General features: G+C 72.3%; 14 protein-coding genes. 7 read left to right on the top strand and 7 right to left on the bottom strand.

All coding sequences use genetic code 11. The features are described from left to right. Positions 1 to 475 precede the first annotated feature (475 nt). Positions 476 to 778, top strand: coding sequence for a hypothetical protein (locus DEJ21_RS18395; protein ID WP_146245595.1), 303 nt, complete (start codon positions 476 to 478; stop codon positions 776 to 778). Between the two features lie 63 nt (positions 779 to 841). Here the strand turns inward: DEJ21_RS18395 and DEJ21_RS16255 are convergent, their stop codons facing one another. Together DEJ21_RS16255 and DEJ21_RS16250 are read right to left on the bottom strand one after the other, a co-directional pair. Beyond that, on the bottom strand, positions 842 to 1,822 hold the full coding sequence (locus DEJ21_RS16255) for an alpha/beta hydrolase (protein WP_111225294.1): 981 nt from the start codon (positions 1,820 to 1,822) through the stop codon (positions 842 to 844). Beyond that, positions 1,815 to 3,356 carry an MFS transporter gene (locus tag DEJ21_RS16250; RefSeq protein ID WP_309146993.1) on the bottom strand — a complete coding sequence of 514 codons (1,542 nt, stop codon included), beginning with the start codon at positions 3,354 to 3,356 and terminating at the stop codon, positions 1,815 to 1,817. The genes DEJ21_RS16255 and DEJ21_RS16250 overlap by 8 nt, the downstream gene beginning before the upstream one ends. Positions 3,357 to 3,551: 195 nt before the next feature. On the opposite strand from DEJ21_RS16250, the gene DEJ21_RS16245 reads away from it, so the two are divergent. The 3 genes from DEJ21_RS16245 to DEJ21_RS16235 all read left to right on the top strand — a co-directional run bounded on the left by DEJ21_RS16245 (position 3,552) and on the right by DEJ21_RS16235 (position 5,606). Next, the gene (locus tag DEJ21_RS16245; RefSeq protein ID WP_111022117.1) at positions 3,552 to 3,914 is read left to right on the top strand and encodes a hypothetical protein; all 363 of its coding nucleotides are present in this window, start codon (positions 3,552 to 3,554) and stop codon (positions 3,912 to 3,914) included. 11 nt (positions 3,915 to 3,925) lie between these two features. Beyond that, complete coding sequence (locus DEJ21_RS16240) at positions 3,926 to 4,735, top strand: hypothetical protein (RefSeq protein ID WP_111225292.1); 810 nt, start codon at positions 3,926 to 3,928, stop codon at positions 4,733 to 4,735. A 64-nt stretch (positions 4,736 to 4,799) separates the two neighbouring features. Beyond that, positions 4,800 to 5,606: an isocitrate lyase/phosphoenolpyruvate mutase family protein gene (locus DEJ21_RS16235; RefSeq protein ID WP_111225291.1), complete on the top strand. Its 807-nt coding sequence runs from the start codon at positions 4,800 to 4,802 to the stop codon at positions 5,604 to 5,606. Positions 5,607 to 5,707: 101 nt separating this feature from the next. Here DEJ21_RS16235 and DEJ21_RS18660 read toward each other — a convergent pair whose 3' ends face one another. Both DEJ21_RS18660 and DEJ21_RS16225 read right to left on the bottom strand, forming a co-directional pair. After that, a complete protein-coding gene (locus DEJ21_RS18660; RefSeq protein ID WP_258375115.1) occupies positions 5,708 to 6,652 on the bottom strand; it encodes a family 16 glycosylhydrolase in 945 nt (314 codons plus the stop codon). A gap of 291 nt (positions 6,653 to 6,943) precedes the next feature. Next, on the bottom strand, positions 6,944 to 8,137 hold the full coding sequence (locus tag DEJ21_RS16225; RefSeq protein WP_111022349.1) for an alpha-hydroxy acid oxidase: 1,194 nt from the start codon (positions 8,135 to 8,137) through the stop codon (positions 6,944 to 6,946). 314 nt (positions 8,138 to 8,451) lie between these two features. Between DEJ21_RS16225 and DEJ21_RS16220 the strand changes: the two genes are divergently transcribed. Both DEJ21_RS16220 and DEJ21_RS16215 read left to right on the top strand, forming a co-directional pair. Beyond that, positions 8,452 to 9,372, top strand: a complete 921-nt coding sequence (locus tag DEJ21_RS16220) for a metallophosphoesterase (protein ID WP_111225290.1) — start codon at positions 8,452 to 8,454, stop codon at positions 9,370 to 9,372. 177 nt (positions 9,373 to 9,549) lie between these two features. Continuing rightward, on the top strand, positions 9,550 to 10,611 hold the full coding sequence (locus tag DEJ21_RS16215; RefSeq protein WP_051596869.1) for an NADP-dependent oxidoreductase: 1,062 nt from the start codon (positions 9,550 to 9,552) through the stop codon (positions 10,609 to 10,611). A 61-nt stretch (positions 10,612 to 10,672) separates the two neighbouring features. Here the strand turns inward: DEJ21_RS16215 and DEJ21_RS16210 are convergent, their stop codons facing one another. Genes DEJ21_RS16210 through DEJ21_RS16200 form a run of 3 tightly spaced genes read right to left on the bottom strand, consistent with a single transcriptional unit; the run spans position 10,673 to position 13,600 of the window. Continuing rightward, positions 10,673 to 11,533, bottom strand: coding sequence for an ABC transporter permease (locus DEJ21_RS16210; protein ID WP_111225289.1), 861 nt, complete (start codon positions 11,531 to 11,533; stop codon positions 10,673 to 10,675). Continuing rightward, complete coding sequence (locus tag DEJ21_RS16205) at positions 11,520 to 12,506, bottom strand: ABC transporter ATP-binding protein (protein WP_111225317.1); 987 nt, start codon at positions 12,504 to 12,506, stop codon at positions 11,520 to 11,522. Before DEJ21_RS16205 ends, DEJ21_RS16210 begins: the two co-directional genes overlap by 14 nt. Before the next feature lie 17 nt (positions 12,507 to 12,523). Then, positions 12,524 to 13,600 (bottom strand): outer membrane lipoprotein carrier protein LolA, encoded by a 1,077-nt coding sequence (locus DEJ21_RS16200; RefSeq protein WP_146247819.1) that lies wholly within the window; start codon positions 13,598 to 13,600, stop codon positions 12,524 to 12,526. A 125-nt stretch (positions 13,601 to 13,725) separates the two neighbouring features. Between DEJ21_RS16200 and DEJ21_RS16195 the strand changes: the two genes are divergently transcribed. Beyond that, positions 13,726 to 15,207, top strand: coding sequence for an FGGY-family carbohydrate kinase (locus DEJ21_RS16195; protein ID WP_111225287.1), 1,482 nt, complete (start codon positions 13,726 to 13,728; stop codon positions 15,205 to 15,207). Positions 15,208 to 15,289 lie beyond the last annotated feature (82 nt).

The raw sequence follows: 15,289 nt of genomic DNA, 5'->3' as shown, positions 1-15,289 counted from the left end.
ATGAGGGCTGCGCGGATGCGGACGACGAATCGGCGTTGCTGGTTACCGCAAAATCGGTGAGGAACCGTCGTGTGGGCCGATGGTCCGGCAGTACGGTCCGGGAACAGCCTGACCCGAGGCTGCGAGAAGCCGACCCGAAGGCGACCCGATGGACAACTGCGACGAGCGACGGCCTGGCGCCCTCGCGTTCACGAAGCATCTCGGAGAGCAGTTCGGCGGTGATCTCCGGCGGACGAGAGCAGCTCCGGTCGCGCCACGAATCCACGGCGCGGTGCAGGCGACTGCCGTGCGAGCGCACACCGCCGGCGGCTCGAACGGCGGACTCCGTCAGGTCGGCGCTGAGCCAGTCCCGTTGCGGTTCGAGATGGCGAGCACGGGGCTGTCCCTCACCGGCCTGGGGGTCGCGATCGGATGCGGAGTCGCGAGGACGATCGGCCCGCAGGTCCTGCCAGTCGCGAGGATCGTGGATCCCGAGGTGCGCGACGCGGAGCTCGACGAACGCGGCGGGTTCGAGGCACAGCTCGCCGAGGTGCTCACGGAGTCCTGGCCTCTCGTCGTCGAACTCGCTGCAGAGGAGCTGGCGGCGGACACCATCCTCATGCCCGTCGTCGGTGATCGTGTCCACTACAGCCGGGGTTCCGGGCACCTCATCGGGCTGCAGGGAGTCGTCGTCGTGTCCGATGACGGACAACCCCTGCCGCGCGGGCTGCGGTCCGTGCAGCTCGACGGTGAGGCGTGGCCGATCGTCGTCGCGGTGGCGTCCCTGGACCGGATCTAGCTGATGCTATGACCCACCCGGTCCCGGCACGAGCGCCGCGATGCGCACGTGCCGGGACTGCCGTCAGACGGCCGGACTGAGGAGGCGCCCGGTGAACTCGCGCAGAGCTTGCACGGCCCGTTTCGACAGCGTCGCGTCGGGCATCATGCTGGTCGACCCGTGGAACGCTCCCGGCCACACGTGCAGTTCCGCCTGGACCCCTGCCGCCCACAGCGAGCTGGCGTAGGCGACGGTCTCGTCGCGGAACACCTCGGTGCTGCCGCAGTCGATGTACGCGGGCGGGAGCCCGGTGAGGTCGGTCGCGCGGCCGGGTGCAGCGTAGATCGACACGTCCTCGCCACCCCGCCGGTCACCGAGGTAGGCGTCCCAGCCGAACCGTGTCATCTGCCGGTCGGCGACGCCGACACCGTCGAACTGCCGAGCCGACAGTGTCGCGTCGCGGTCGTCGAGCATGGGGCTCACGAGCACCTGGCCGATGACGGAGGGCCCCTGTCGGTCGCGGGCGAGGAGGGCGGTGCCGGCGGCGAGACCGGCACCGGCGCTCTGCCCGACGAGGACGATGCGCTCCGGGTCGATGCCGAGTTCGTCGGCGTGCTCGGCTGCCCAGACGAGACCGGCGTAGCAGTCCTCGACCGGGTACGGGTCCGGGTGTTCCGGAGCCAGGCGGTAGTCCGGGCTGACCAGGACGACGTCGTGCACCAGCAGCCACTCGTCGTAGGAGTCGAGGTTGCCGAGGTGGTGGCCGAACATCATGCCGCCGCCGTGGATCGCGTAGGCCAGGGCAGCCGTGCCGGTGCGGCCGGTGCGTTGGATCACGGCGAGGTCGATCGGGTCACCGCGGTACCCCGGGATCGTGATGCTGCTCCGCTCGAGGCCGCGAGCACGCAGTCCTTCGTCGAGCTGCGCCTCCGTCATGTCCAGCTGTCGCATCTGCGGCAGCATCTGCGCCGTGAGGTGGAAACGGCCGCGCGCGTCCATGGCGGTGAGGAAGGGCACGAACTCGGGGTCGAACGGCGGGCGGGGGAGGGCGATGGAGTCAGACACGGGAGGTCTCCTCGGTGATGGTGATCGGGTCGGTGTGTGCAGGGGTGGTGTCGGCAGGGTCGGACGGGGCCTCGTCCTCTGGTTCGACGGCGGGCTGGGCTCGGAGCATGCCGACCACGACGAGCAGTGCTGCGACCGTGGCGAGGCCGAGCCCGGCGACGGTGAGGGCGTCCTGGAAGCCCTCGAGCCGGACGGCGGTCCAGGTGGTCGTGGTGATGCTCCCGGCGACGAAGGCGGCGACGATGGTCCCCGCCGCGGCCACGGCGGCACCGCCCGCGAGCTCGCTCGACGTGTCGACGAGCGCCGCCCCGACGGAGGTGCGGTCGGCGGGCAGGCCAGTGAGGACCGAGGCGCCGGCGACGACGCCGACGACCCGCATGCCGGCGGCGACGAGCACGAGCGCGACGATCACCCACGGGTACCCGTACCGGCTCAGGGCGCCGAAGACCGCGAGACCGGAGACGACCGAGACGGCGCTCGTCCAGGCGGCGGGGCCCAGGCCGACCCGCTGCACGAACGGCCCGACGAAGCGGCCGCCGAGGAGCAGCACGACCACCTGCGGCAACGTCCCGACGGCGGCCAGCGCCGGCGGCCAGCCCCAGGCGAACTGCAGCTGCAGGGTCACGAGGTACGACAGCCCGGCGACGGCCAGACCCGACACGGCCTTGAACGCGAGGCCGCTCGAGACGAGTGGTCGGGCGAGCAGGTGCAGGTCGATCAGCGGGTGCCGCGCGGTCCGCTCGCGGGCGACGAACCCCACAGCGCAGGTGACGGCGAGGGCGAGGACGGCCCACCCCCACCAGCCAGCGGCTCCGGACTCGACCAGGATTGTCGGCGCCACGAGCGCTCCGGCCGTGGTCACGGTACCGAGCAGCGCTCCGACCACGTCGACCGGATCACGATGGAGCCCTGAAGCCTCGTCGCGGGCGACACCGAGCCGGATGCCGACGAGTGCGAGGACCGCGATGGGCACGTCGGCCAGCAGCAGCACCTGCCACGGGGCGACGGCGAGCACGAACCCGCCGACGGTCGGCCCGATGGCCAGCCCGACGAGCCCGGCCGTGGAGATGACGGTGAGTGCCCGCACCCGGAGGCCTTCGTCGTCGAAGAGCCGGAACGCCAGCGCCATCGACCCGGGCGTCGTCATCGCCGCGGCGACGCCCATCGCGACGCGCACGGCGATCAGTTGCTCGGTCGACGTGACCACCGCCGTGGCGAGGCTCGCCAGGGCCAGCAGGACGAGCCCGGCGAACATGACCCGGCGGCGTCCGATGCGGTCGGCGACGGCGCCGAAGAGCAGCATCAGCCCTCCGAAGGCGACCGAGTAGGCACCCGAGACCCACTGCAGGCCCGTCGTCGACGAGCCCAGGTCGCGGCCGATCGTCGGCAGGGCGACGTTGAGCACGGAGTTGTCGAGCATCTCGAACAGGAACACCGCGGACAGCCCGGCGAGGGCGATCCAGGCGTCGCGCAGACGAGGAGAAGAACCACCGCCGGGCACGTGCCCGGTGGTGAGAGCGGGACTGGGGGACACGATGGCGCACTCCTTCGAGGGAAGAAGTGGCGACTCGTTCGATGCCGCGTGCTGGTGCGTCGCAGATCGCGGCGCCTTTTACCTCAGTGATCGAGACCATACACGGACCGCCCACTCGAGGAAAGTCCGCGGTGGACGTCCCGGTTGCTGCCGTCGCAGTTCGAGGTGGGAAGTGGCAGGACCTACCCTGGACGGATGCTCTCCCGCCGCGAAGCCGCCGTCCGGCTCGACATCCCCCTCGAGATGGCGACCCGCCACGGCATCCCGTCGCGCCTGAGCGAAGCGGAGCTCGACGCGATCGAGCAGGACCCGCCCGCCTGGCTCGTGCAGTCCCGCGCCAACCGCACCGGCACCAAGAAGGTCTGGACTCGCCTGGAGTGCGTGGTCTGCGGCTTCGACGAAGAGGCGCGCCCGAAGAAGTGGTGGCCCGAGTGGGACTACCTGATGTGCGACTACCACGCCCCGTACCAGGCGCCGGAGCCCACCGCCGGGTTGACGCGGCGCGAGGTCGAGGGCATCGGCAGCCGCTTCATCGCGCTCGTCGACGAGAAGCTCTGAGCAGCAGCACGATGCGCCTGCTGAGTGAGGCATCGCGGGGCGACTGGCTCGTCGCGCGTGCCGGAGGCTGGGCGAGTGTCGGTGGCGTCGCCGGCACCGGGTTCGAGGCGTACGCACGACTGTTGCACCCGGTCGGCGCGCATCGGGCGGACCTCGACACCACGGACGAGTGGGGCGACCACCCGGACGTCGAACACACCCGCTGGCGGTGGTCGGAGGTCGCGCGCCGCAACGACCGCGTGATGCACCCCCTGGTGCAGTGGCAACGCCTGACCGACGACGAGCAGACGACGTCGTGGGCCGACGGCTGGCGCGTGGACCAGTCGGACGACGGGTGGTTCGACCCGCAGGACCTCGCCGTCCTCACCACGCACCTACGGAGCGCGACGTCGACCCCCGGAGACCTGGTCGTCGGAGCGTGGGAGGGGACGGGCGGGCCGCCGTCCGCTGAACGCCGGCACCGGATCCGACGTGCGCGGGGCTTGATGGCCTGGCCCGCGCGGGACACCTGGCTCTTCAGCGCGACCCTGGACGAGCTCGTCGATCCGTCGTGGGCGCAGCGGGCGGTCCCGGGTTGGGAGAGCTTCGGCCTGCACGGCCAGGTGGCGCCGCACACGACGTTCATCTGGCCGGAGGACCACGCGTGGGTCGTCGCCGCCGAGGAGGACTGGGACTCGACGATCGTCGCCGGATCGCGCGCGCTCATCGACGGCGTGCTCGAAGACGGCCGGTTCGAGGCGTTCGAGGTCCGCGAGCTCGACGACCTGTCGTGGGACGGAGACCTGCTGAACCCACGCAGGTCTCCTCGCCCCGAGGGCTGAGCGGCCCCACCGCGTCGTCCGGAACCCGCCAGCTCGTCCGCGCTCGGACCGCTGGGATCGAGGGGTGAACACCACTTCGACCAGAGCCGCGACCTTCCACGGACTCCACGACCACCGATCCCGGCCACTCGTCCTCGTCAACGTCTGGGACGCCGTGAGCGCCCGACTCGTCGAGGACGCCGGCGCGACCGCGATCGCCACGACCAGTGCGGGCGTCGCCTGGTCACTCGGGCGACCGGACGGGAACACCCTGACCCGTGCGGAAGCGATGGACGCGGTCGCGCGGATCGCGGCTTCGGTGTCGGTGCCGGTCACCGTCGACATCGAGTCCGGGTACGCCGACGACGCGGACGGCGTGGCGCGCACGGTGGACGCGGTGCTCGAAGCGGGCGCCGTCGGGATCAACATCGAGGACGGCAGGTTGCATCCGGAGGCGCTCGCCGACCGGATCGGGGCGGCCCGGCGCGCGGCGGAACGAGCCGGGGTGCGCCTGTTCGTCAACGCACGGACCGACGTCCACCTCGCCGGGCTCGTCGATCCCGAACGGCTCCTGGCCGAGACGCTCGAGCGTGCTCGTCGCTACCGCGGAGCCGGCGCGGACGGCGTGTTCGTCCCCGGAGTCCGAGACGTCGAGACCATCCGTGCGCTGGTGGAGTCGATCGACGGCCCGGTGAACGTGATGGCCGGTCCGGGGTCGCCGACCGTGGCGGAACTCGCCCGGCTCGGGGTGGCCCGCATCAGTCTCGGTTCCGCCGTCGCGCAGGCCGCGTACGCCGTCGTTCGGCAGGCCACGGCCGAGCTGCGGACCACCGGCACCTATGACTCGCTGGCGGGCGGGGTGGACTACGCGGACCTGAACGCGCTCTTCTGAGCGGCGCGCGACGCCCTGAACGCGACCACACGGACGGACGGGAGGCCCGGTGCCAGCTGGCACCGGGCCTCCCGTCCGTCCGTGGTGCGGACCTGCGGACGCTACTCGGTCGTCGAGACCCAGTCGATGAGCAGGTTGCCCTGCTCGCCCCAGTTGCCGACCTGGAACATGAAGCGGTGCGGGGTCGTCGGCACGTCGTGCGTGACGGTGCCGAGGACCTTGCCGTCGACGCTGTAGGTCACGGACTCACCGGGGACCCAGTCGACCTTGTAGGTGTGCCAGTCGCGCCACGAGACGCCGGTGCCGAGCTGGACGCGCTCGGCTTCCTTGCCCGGGGTCATCGAGTGGTGGAACACCGAGGGGCTGTCCTCGAAGTTGCCCTCGGGGAAGTCGATCTCGCCGTCGGCCCACACGTTCGACGTCGGCCACAGCATGAAGGCCGCGCCGTTGCCGTCCCCGCCGGTCGCCTTCGCGCGGACCGAGAACGAACCACCGACGTGGTCCCAGGCGCCGTCGGAGGAGCCGAAGGTGCCGGCCGCTCCGGCACCGGTGCCGAGGGCGACGTCCATCACGCCGTCGTGCACCGACACGGTCTTGCTCGGCGCGTAGATGCCCGAGGTGCCGTCGGGGTAGGGCTGCCACGACTGCGGGTACAGCGACTGGACGAGGCCGGTGACGGCGTTCGTGGTGAAGTCCTCGACGAACGGGGCGTCCGGTGCGATCGCGGACAGGTCCGCGGGGGAGGCCTCCGCCTCGGGCGCGGCCTCGGGCTCGGCCTCTGCGTCGGGCGCGGGCTCGGCGACGGGGGCCGAGTCCTCGATCGGCGCGGAGTCCTGCTCGGGCTCCGTGTCCGGGGTCCACTCGTCGGTGGGGGCCGGGGCCTCCGTCTCGTCCGGGGCCGGCGTCGGGGTGGGGTTCACCGGGGCGTTGTGCCAGCGGCGCTCGCCGTCCCAGCCCCACCAGGTGCGGGCGGAGGCGGCGGTGGGGACGCCGAGGACCAGGGCGCCGGCGGTCGCGACCGCCAGGATCGCGCGGTGGCGGATCATCGGGTGCCCCCTCGGGTGACCGGGGGTGTGGGGGTGGTCCGTGGGGTCGTGCCGCGCGAGGGCGTGCACGTGCTTCGGGTCGAGATGTCGGGCTCCTCGTGGATGCTCGGGCGCAGGATGCGGGGAGGGACGGACGCACCAGCCGGCCGGATGCCGAGGGTTTCGTTGACGCGTCCACGGACATCTTGCATCATTTGTGACCCGTTCGGGGGGCGTCACGGAAATCGACCGACGAACGCCCGGTGTCCGCCGTCCGAACGTGCACGATGCAACGCGCGGCGAGCAGACCGCTCAGGCCCGGGGGATCGGCTGCAACCGCTGCAGCTGGGTCACGTGCCCCGGCTCGAGCTCGTCGAGCGAGGCCACCCCGAGCAGCCGCATGGTCCGCTCGATCTGCTCGGACAGGATCTGGATCATCCGGTCCACCCCGGCCTCGCCGCCCGCCATCAGCCCGTACAGGTAGGCGCGGCCGACCATCGTGAACGTCGCGCCGAGGGCGACCGCGGCGACGATGTCGGCGCCGGACATGATGCCCGTGTCGAGGTGCACCTCGGTGTCCTTCCCGACCTCCTTGACCACGGAGGGCAGCAGGTGGAAGGGCACCGGGGCGCGGTCGAGCTGTCGGCCGCCGTGGTTCGACAGCGTGATGCCGTCGACGCCCAGATCGGCCAGGCGCTTGGCGTCCGCCAGGGACTGCACGCCCTTCACGACGATCTTGCCCTGCCACTGGTCACGGATCCAGGCAAGGTCCTCGTAGGTGACTGTCGGGTCGAACATGTGGTCGAGCAGCTCGCCGACGGTGCCGGACCAGCGGTCGAGCGACGCGAACGCCAGCGGTTCGGTGGTCAGGAAGTCGAACCACCACCACGGCCGCGGGATCGCGTTCACCACGGTCCGGGCGCTCAGCTGCGGCGGGATCGAGAACCCGTTCCGCTTGTCCCGCAGCCGCGCACCCGCGACGGGCACGTCCACGGTCACGAGCAGGGTGTCGAAGCCGGCCTGCTGGGCGCGGGAGACCAGCGCCATCGACTTCTCGCGGTCCTTCCACATGTACAGCTGGAACCAGTTGCGCCCGTGCGGGTTGGCGTCGCGGACGTCCTCGATCGCGGTGGTGCCCATCGTGGAGAGCGAGAACGGGATACCGGCACGTCCGGCTGCCCGGGCACCGGCCCGCTCGCCCTCGGTCTGCATCATCCGCGTGAAGCCCGTCGGCGCGATGCCGAACGGGTACGACACCGGTGCCCCGAGCACCTGACGCGAGGTGTCCACCCGCGACACGTCCCGCAGGATCGCCGGGGTGAACTCGATGTCCTCGAACGCCTGCCGCGCGCGAGCCAGTGAGATCTCCGCCTCGGCCGCGCCCTCGGTGTAGTCGAACGCGGCCTTCGGGGTGCGGCGGGCGGCGATGTCCCGCAGGTCCCAGATCGTCAAGGCCTGTTCGAGGCGCTGCCGTCGACCCGGCAGCGAGGGCTTCTTGAACTGCATGAGGGGCGCGAGGTCCCGCACCGTCGGCAGCTGTCGCTTGACCCGCGTACGAGCGGCGGACGCGGAGCCGGTCGCGGGTGCGGGTGCCCCGGTCGCGGGGTCGATCCGGTGCTGGTCGTCGCTGGAGGACATGCAGACATCCTACGTCTCAGGGTCGTCGGTGCGAAAGGGTGATCGATCGGAGCAACGCCCCGCGCAGACATCCGAGCGACGCCGCGTGTGCCTGTACCAAGCGGGCGTCCTCGACGAGGCCGCCGCTGCACCTGACCGCCCCGCACCACCTGACTGACGGGGGCCGTGGCTACCGTGGACGCATGCAGCCGCCAGCAGCCGGGACCCTCCGGATCCTCCACCTCTCCGACACCCACCTGACCGGCGACGGAGCCCTGCACCAGGGCGCGGTCGACACCACGGCCGCGCTCGAACGGCTGCTCGCCCACGTCGATGCGGTGCCCGGCATCGGGCTGGTGGTGGTCTCGGGCGACGTCTCCGAGGACGGCAGCCCCGAGTCCTACGCGATCGTGCGGGACCGCGTCGGCGGCTGGGCGGAGCGGCACGGAGCGGCCCTCGTCGCGGTGCCCGGCAACCACGACCTGCGCGAGGGCTTCCGCCAGGTCCTGGCGAACGGGCACGTCCTGGGCGAGGGCGGCACGGCGCTGCTGCACACGCTGGAGTACCTGCCGCCGACGGTCCCCGTCTCCGGGCAGTCGGTCGTCGCGGGTCGACGGATCGTGACCGTCGACACGAGCGTCCCGGGTGCCGGGTACGGCGAGCTCAGCGACGCGGCGCTCGAGCACCTGCGCACGGCCCTCGCCGAAGGCGCAGACGGTGCCCCGCACGGCACCGTCGTCGTCCTGCACCACCCGCCGCTGCCCGCTCCGACCGAGCTGCACGAGGCCCTCCGCCTGCAGAACCCCGAGGCGCTCGCCGACGTCATCCGTGGTTCCGACGTGCGGGTCGTCCTCGCCGGCCACTACCACCACCACTTCGCCGGGTCGCTCGCCGGCGTCCCGGTCCTCGTCGCCCCCGGTGTCGCGAACGACACCGACGTCGTCGGCCCGTACGACGAGGAATCCGCCGTCGTCGACAGCGGCGCGCTCGTCGTCGACGTCGCCGCGGACGGCTCGGTCTGGTCGACCCCTGTCCGCGTGCCACGGGGCGACGCCGACCCGCGGGCGTTCCGCCTCGACCCCGAGACGGTCCGCGCCGTCATCGCAGCCGCCGGCAAGCACTGAGCCCGGTCCCCACGCGCGGTGGACGCGCGTGACGGCGGACTGGAGGCCCGTGGCGGCGCCGCCACGGGCCTCCAGTCCGCCGTCTGGGCACGTCCACAGCCGCGGTACCCCACGTCTTCGGGTTGCGTGCGGGAACACCGAGTAGCACGGACGCACACCTGGAGCGAAGGAGCACCCATGCGAGTCGGCAGTGCAGTGCAGTACGACCGGTACGGCGACTTCGACGTCGTCGAGCTCGTCCCCCAGCAGAAGCCCGAGGCCGGACCGGGCGAGATCGTCGTCGAGATCGTGGCCGCGGGCCTGAACCACATCGAGCGGTTCCTGCGTGAGGGGAAGCTCCGCGACCACGTCGACCTCGAGTTCCCCGCCCACCAGGGCGTCGACTTCGCCGGCATCGTGCGCGCGCGGGGCGACGGCGTGAAGGACCTCCGCATCGGCGACGAGGTGATGGGGCACGCGCCGACCGGCGGCGCCCACGCCACGTGGATCGCGGTGCCGCGCGGCGCCGTCATCAAGAAGCCGGAGCACGTCGGGTGGGAGGTCGCCGGCGGCCTGTACCTGGCGGGCTGCACCGCGGTGTCGGTCGTCCGGTCGCTCCGGCTCGGACCGCAGGACACCGTCGTGATCTCGGCCGCAGCGGGTGGTGTCGGACACATCGAGTGCCAGCTTGCGCACGACGCCGGCGCGACCGTGATCGCCCTCGGCAGTCCCCGCAACCACGACTACCTGCGGCAGATCGGCACGCTGCCCGTCGCCTACGGTGAGGGCGAGGAAGACCGCATCCGCGACATCGCCGACGGCCGGCCGATCACCGCGTTCATCGACAACCACGGCGAGAGCAACGCCGAGCTGCTGGCCGAACGCCTCGGCGTCGGCCAGGAGCGGTTCGTGTCGTCGGAGGAGCGCCGGGACATCGAGGTCCGGTTCCTCCGCGCACCCGCCGAGGACGAGGAGACGCGCGAGCTGCTCACCCTGCTGGCGAAGGCCGTGCAGGACCGCCGCGTGCAGGTCCTGATCTCGGGCTTCTACCCGTTCGAGTACATCGTCGAGGCGTACGAGGACCTGGCCGAGATGAAGTCCCGCGGCAAGGTCGTGATCGGGATGCAGACCGTGGAGACCGGGGCGCGGCTCGACTGGTACCGCTCCGAGAAGGCCCGTGACCTCCGCGACCGGTACGCCGATGCGCGGGGGACCGACACGGAGACGATGGCCGGCGGATCGGCGTCGCCCGCGAGCTGAGCGAGCGGAACGCGCTGCGCGTTGCAGGGGCCCGACACCTCCGTGCCGGGCCCCTGCCGCGTCAGCTCAGGATGTCCTTGGAAGCGAAGCGGCTGTACGCCAGCGCCCCGAACACCACGACGTACCCGAGCTGCAGCACCGCGTTCGACCCGAACGAGTCGAACGAGATCGGGTCGCGCAGCAGGTCGCCGAACCCGAGCCACTGGTGCGAGAACAGGAACGGGTGCAGCCAGTCGAGCTGGGGGAGCTGGTCGAGCACCTGCGACGTCCCGGCGAGCACGACCGTCGCGGCCATCGCCCCGACCGGCACGTTCGTCAGCGTCGAGGTGAACATGCCGATCGCCACGAGCCCGAGCATCGACATCGCGACGTACAGCGCGAGCAGCAGGGCACGGCCGGCGTACGACCAGCCGCCCACCTGGGTGCCGGAGAGCAGCGTGACGGGGCCGATCGGGAACAGCACGGCGCCGATCGCCGCGCCGACCAGCACCACCAGCAGCGTGGCGGCCAGGCAGAACGCGACGGCACCGGCGAACTTCACCAGGATGAACCGCACGCGGCCCGTCGGTGCGACGAGCAGGTAGCGGATCGTGCCGTGGCTGGCCTCGCCCGCGACGGTGTCCCCGGCGACCACGCCGACGGTCAGCGGCAGGAACAGCGGGATCGACACGGTCAGTGCGGTGAACGCGACGAACAGGCCGTTGTTGGTGATGTCGCCGAGGAACGCCGGCCCGCCGTCGTCGCCGTCGGTGGTGAGCTTCACGGCGACCGCGATCAGGATCGGCACGAGCGCGAGCGCCCCGAGCATCGCCCAGGTGCGGCGACGCCGGAAGACCAGCGCGAGTTCGGAACCGAGCAGTGCGAACGGGCGCTGCCGGCGGCGGACGGGCAGGTCGCGCACGGCCGCGTCAGGCTGCGACATCGAATCCCTCTCCGGTGAGTGCGACGAACAGGTCCTCGAGGGTGCCGCCGCCCACCGTCAGGCCGCGCACCCGGACGTCGGCGCGCACGAGCTCCGCGGTGATCGTCTCGGGCAGCAGCGCGTTCGGCAGGTCGGCCACCAGCACGTCGGCCCCGCCGTCGTGCCGCGGGGTGAGCCCGAGCCGGATGAGGACGGCACCGGCCTGTCCGACGTCGGGCGTCCGCACGGTCACGGTCCGGGCCCCGGCTGCGCGCAGCTCGTCGAGGGGCCCCTGCGCGACGATCTTGCCCGTCCGCATGACGGCCGCGTGCGTGCAGACCTGTTCGATCTCGGCCAGCAGGTGGCTCGACACGAACACCGTGGTGCCGTCGTCGGCCAGGGAGCGGATGAGGTTGCGGACCTCGCGCGTGCCCTGCGGGTCGAGACCGTTGGTCGGCTCGTCGAGCACCAGCAGGTCACGCGGGGACAGCAGGGCGTTCGCGAGACCGAGCCGCTGCTTCATGCCGAGGGAGTACGCGTGCGCCTTCTTGTCGGCCGCGTGGGTCAGCCCGACGCGGTCGAGGGCAGCGGCCACGCGGGCCTTGCGGGTGCGCGGGTCCGAGGTGGGGTCGGCGGCGTCGAAGCGCTGCAGGTTCGCCCGGCCGGACAGGTACGGGTAGAAGGCCGGCCCCTCGACGAGCGCGCCGACGCGGGGCAGGACGTCGTGCAGGGCCTTCGGCATCGGCTCACCCAGGACCTCGATCGTGCCGCCCGTCGCGCTCGACAGCCCGAGCAGCATCCGGATCGTGGTGGTCTTGCCCGAACCGTTCGGCCCGAGGAACCCGAAGACCGCGCCGCGCGGCACCGCCAGGTCGATGCCGTCGACCGCGCGCTGCTTGCGGAACACCTTCTGGAGGCCCGTGGTGCGGATCGCGAGGTCGGCCCCCGGAGCCGGGGCGGTGGCGTCCACGGCGTCGGGTGCGGTCGTGCTCACGTCGGGGTCGGCCGCGCTCACTTCGCCGCGGCGACCAGCGAGGCCACCGGCACGGCGCCCGCGAACACCCGGCCGTCGTCGGTCAGGTAGACCGACACGAGCGACGTCTGCACGGCACGGCCGCCGTCGACGGGCTTCGTCAGCTGGTCGAGCAGGCCGGAGGCCTCGCCCTCGAGCCCGGACCGGTCGACCGTGCCGGCGGGGAGCTCGGCGATGGTGCTCCAGCCCGTGCCCGTGAAGGTCGGCTCGTCACCGCTCGGGGTGCCACGGTGGTCGCCGTGCTCGCCCTTCGCGTGGGATCCGGCGTCGGACAGGTCCTTCTCGGTGACCTTGGCGTTCGACGGCGGGGTGAAGTCGAAGAGCCGGGCCGCCGGGGCGCCGTAGTCGAGGCTCGTGAACCCGACCTGCACCGCGGGGTCGTCCGCGCCGGCGGCCTGGACGCTCGCGCGGAGCGGGAGTCCGGTCTGCTGGTCGACGGCCAGCCGGACGGCTCCGACGAGGGTGTCGGACGACTTCGGCGTCAGGGTGATCTGCCAGGCGTCGTGTCCGGCGACGCTGACCTCGGTCGGCTTCGACACGGTGGTGGTCGGGGTGATCGCGTCGATGGCCTGCTTCGCGATGTCCGCCGGGGTGGTCGTGCCGTCCCGCGGGTCCTTCGCGGTGTCGCTCGGCAGCGTCACGTGCGTGGCCGTGCGCTCCTTCGAGTCCCAGGTCCAGACGTCCGAGCCATTGCGGACGACGTCCTGCTCGGCGAGCTGCTGCGTCAGCTGGACGCGCTGCTTGTCGGGGCCGTCGACGTAGACACGGGCGGTGTGCGACGCGGTGAGCAGCCCGAGCACGTCGGAGGCGTCGCCCTCGAGCGAGGAGCCGCCGGACCCGGTGGGCAGTTCGGGGAGCCCGAGTGCGCTCGTCTGCGAGAGCTTGCCCGAGTACTGGGCGTCCGACGACTTCGCGATGCTGGCGATGACGGCCGCCGCGCTGGGGTTCGTCCCCGCGATCGGGTCGTTCGCGGCGTTCGCGATCATCGGGGCGGCAACGGCGCCGGCGACGACGACCGGTGCGATGACGGCTGGCAGCCAGGCTGACTTCTTCATCGGGTTCCCCTCGTGGAGCATTGGAGTCGTCGGTACCGTACGTCCGGCCCCCGACAGGCAGCTGGGCGTCGCTCGTAGACTCGTGGCGCGACCGGCGGCGGTCGTGTGGCGGCGAAGGAGGCGGCATGCGAGCGGTGCTCGGTCTGGACATCGGGACGTCGAGCACGAAGGCGTTGCTGGCCCGGTTCGACGGCACCGTGCTCGCCGAGGTGAGCCGTCGCCACGAGGTCGACCGCCCCGAGCAGGGCCTGGTCGAGATGGACTCCGACGTCTGGTGGGAGGAGTTCACCACCCTCACCCGCTCCCTGCTCGACCGCGTGCCCGACGTCGAGGTGCAGGCGGTCGGCGTGAGTGGCATCGGACCGTGTGCGCTGCTGACCGACGTCGACGGTGCGCCGCTCGGTCCGGCGATCCTGTACGGCATCGACACCCGCACGGCGGAGTTGCTCGACGACGTCACGGCCGAGCTCGGCGGCGAGGACGCGATCCGGGCCCGCTGCGGGTCCGCCCTGAGCACCCAGGCCGCCGGCGTCAAGCTCGCCTGGCTCGCCCGGCGCGAACCCGACGTCTGGGCGCGGGCCGCCCGGTTCACGATGCCGTCGTCCCGCGTGGTCGAGCGGCTGACGGGCGAGTACGTCCTCGACCACCACTCGGCCAGTCAGACGACACCCCTCTACGACGTGCACGTGAACCGGTGGATCCCGGAGTGGTGCGACCGGCTGGCACCCGGTCTCGCCATGCCGCGCCTGCTGTGGTCGGGCGACCAGGCGGGCGTCGTGACACCCGAGGCGGCCGCGGCCACGGGCCTCCCGGCCGGCATCCCCGTGACGGCCGGGACCATCGACGCCTGGGCCGAGGGCGTGAGCGTCGGTGAGTCCGTGCCGGGCCGGATGTTCCTGCAGTACGGCACCACGATGTTCATGATCGTGCCGACGGCCGAACCCATGGCGGTGCCGGGGATGTGGACGACCGTCGGCACGCACCCGGGCCAGCCGAGCGTGTCCGGGGGGATGGCGACCTCCGGGGCGATCACGGACTGGCTGCGACGGCTGGTCGACGGCGAGTGGTCGACCATGCTCGAGGAAGCGCGGTGTTCCGGCATCGGGGCGAACGGGCTGCTGATGCTGCCGTACTTCGCGGGGGAGCGGACGCCGATCGCCGACCCCGACGCCCGCGGAGTGCTCGCGGGACTGACGGTCCGGCACACGCGCGGGGACATCTACCGGGCGACGCTCGAGGCGACGGCGTACGCGGTACGGCACCACCTCGAGGCGCTGCGCGACGCCGGGGTCGAGGTCCGCGAACTCGTCGGGGCCGGCGGCGGGCTGCTCGGACGGCTGTGGCCCACGATCGTGTCGGACGTCACCGGGCTGCGGCAGACGGTGCCGAGCGTGACGATCGGTGCGTGCTTCGGCTCGGCGTACCTGGCTGCCGAGCTGGTCGCCGGGCCGGGCGACACCGTGGACATCGGTGCGTGGAACCCGCCGGCGACGGTGATCGAACCGGACCCTGCGGCGACCGCGGCGTACGAGGCCGGCTACCGGGACTACCGCGAGCTGTACGAGGCGACGAAGGCCGTCGTGCACCGCCTGGCCGCGCGCGGCTGATCGGCGGCGCGGGATGGCTCGCAAGACACCGGTGTTCGCGTGTCGAACACCCGAACGGGCGTGTTCAGCGCGCGAACACCGG

This window comes from Curtobacterium sp. MCSS17_006, assembly GCF_003234215.1.
GTDB lineage: Bacteria > Actinomycetota > Actinomycetes > Actinomycetales > Microbacteriaceae > Curtobacterium > Curtobacterium flaccumfaciens.
This window is presented reverse-complemented; position numbering and strand designations above follow the sequence as displayed.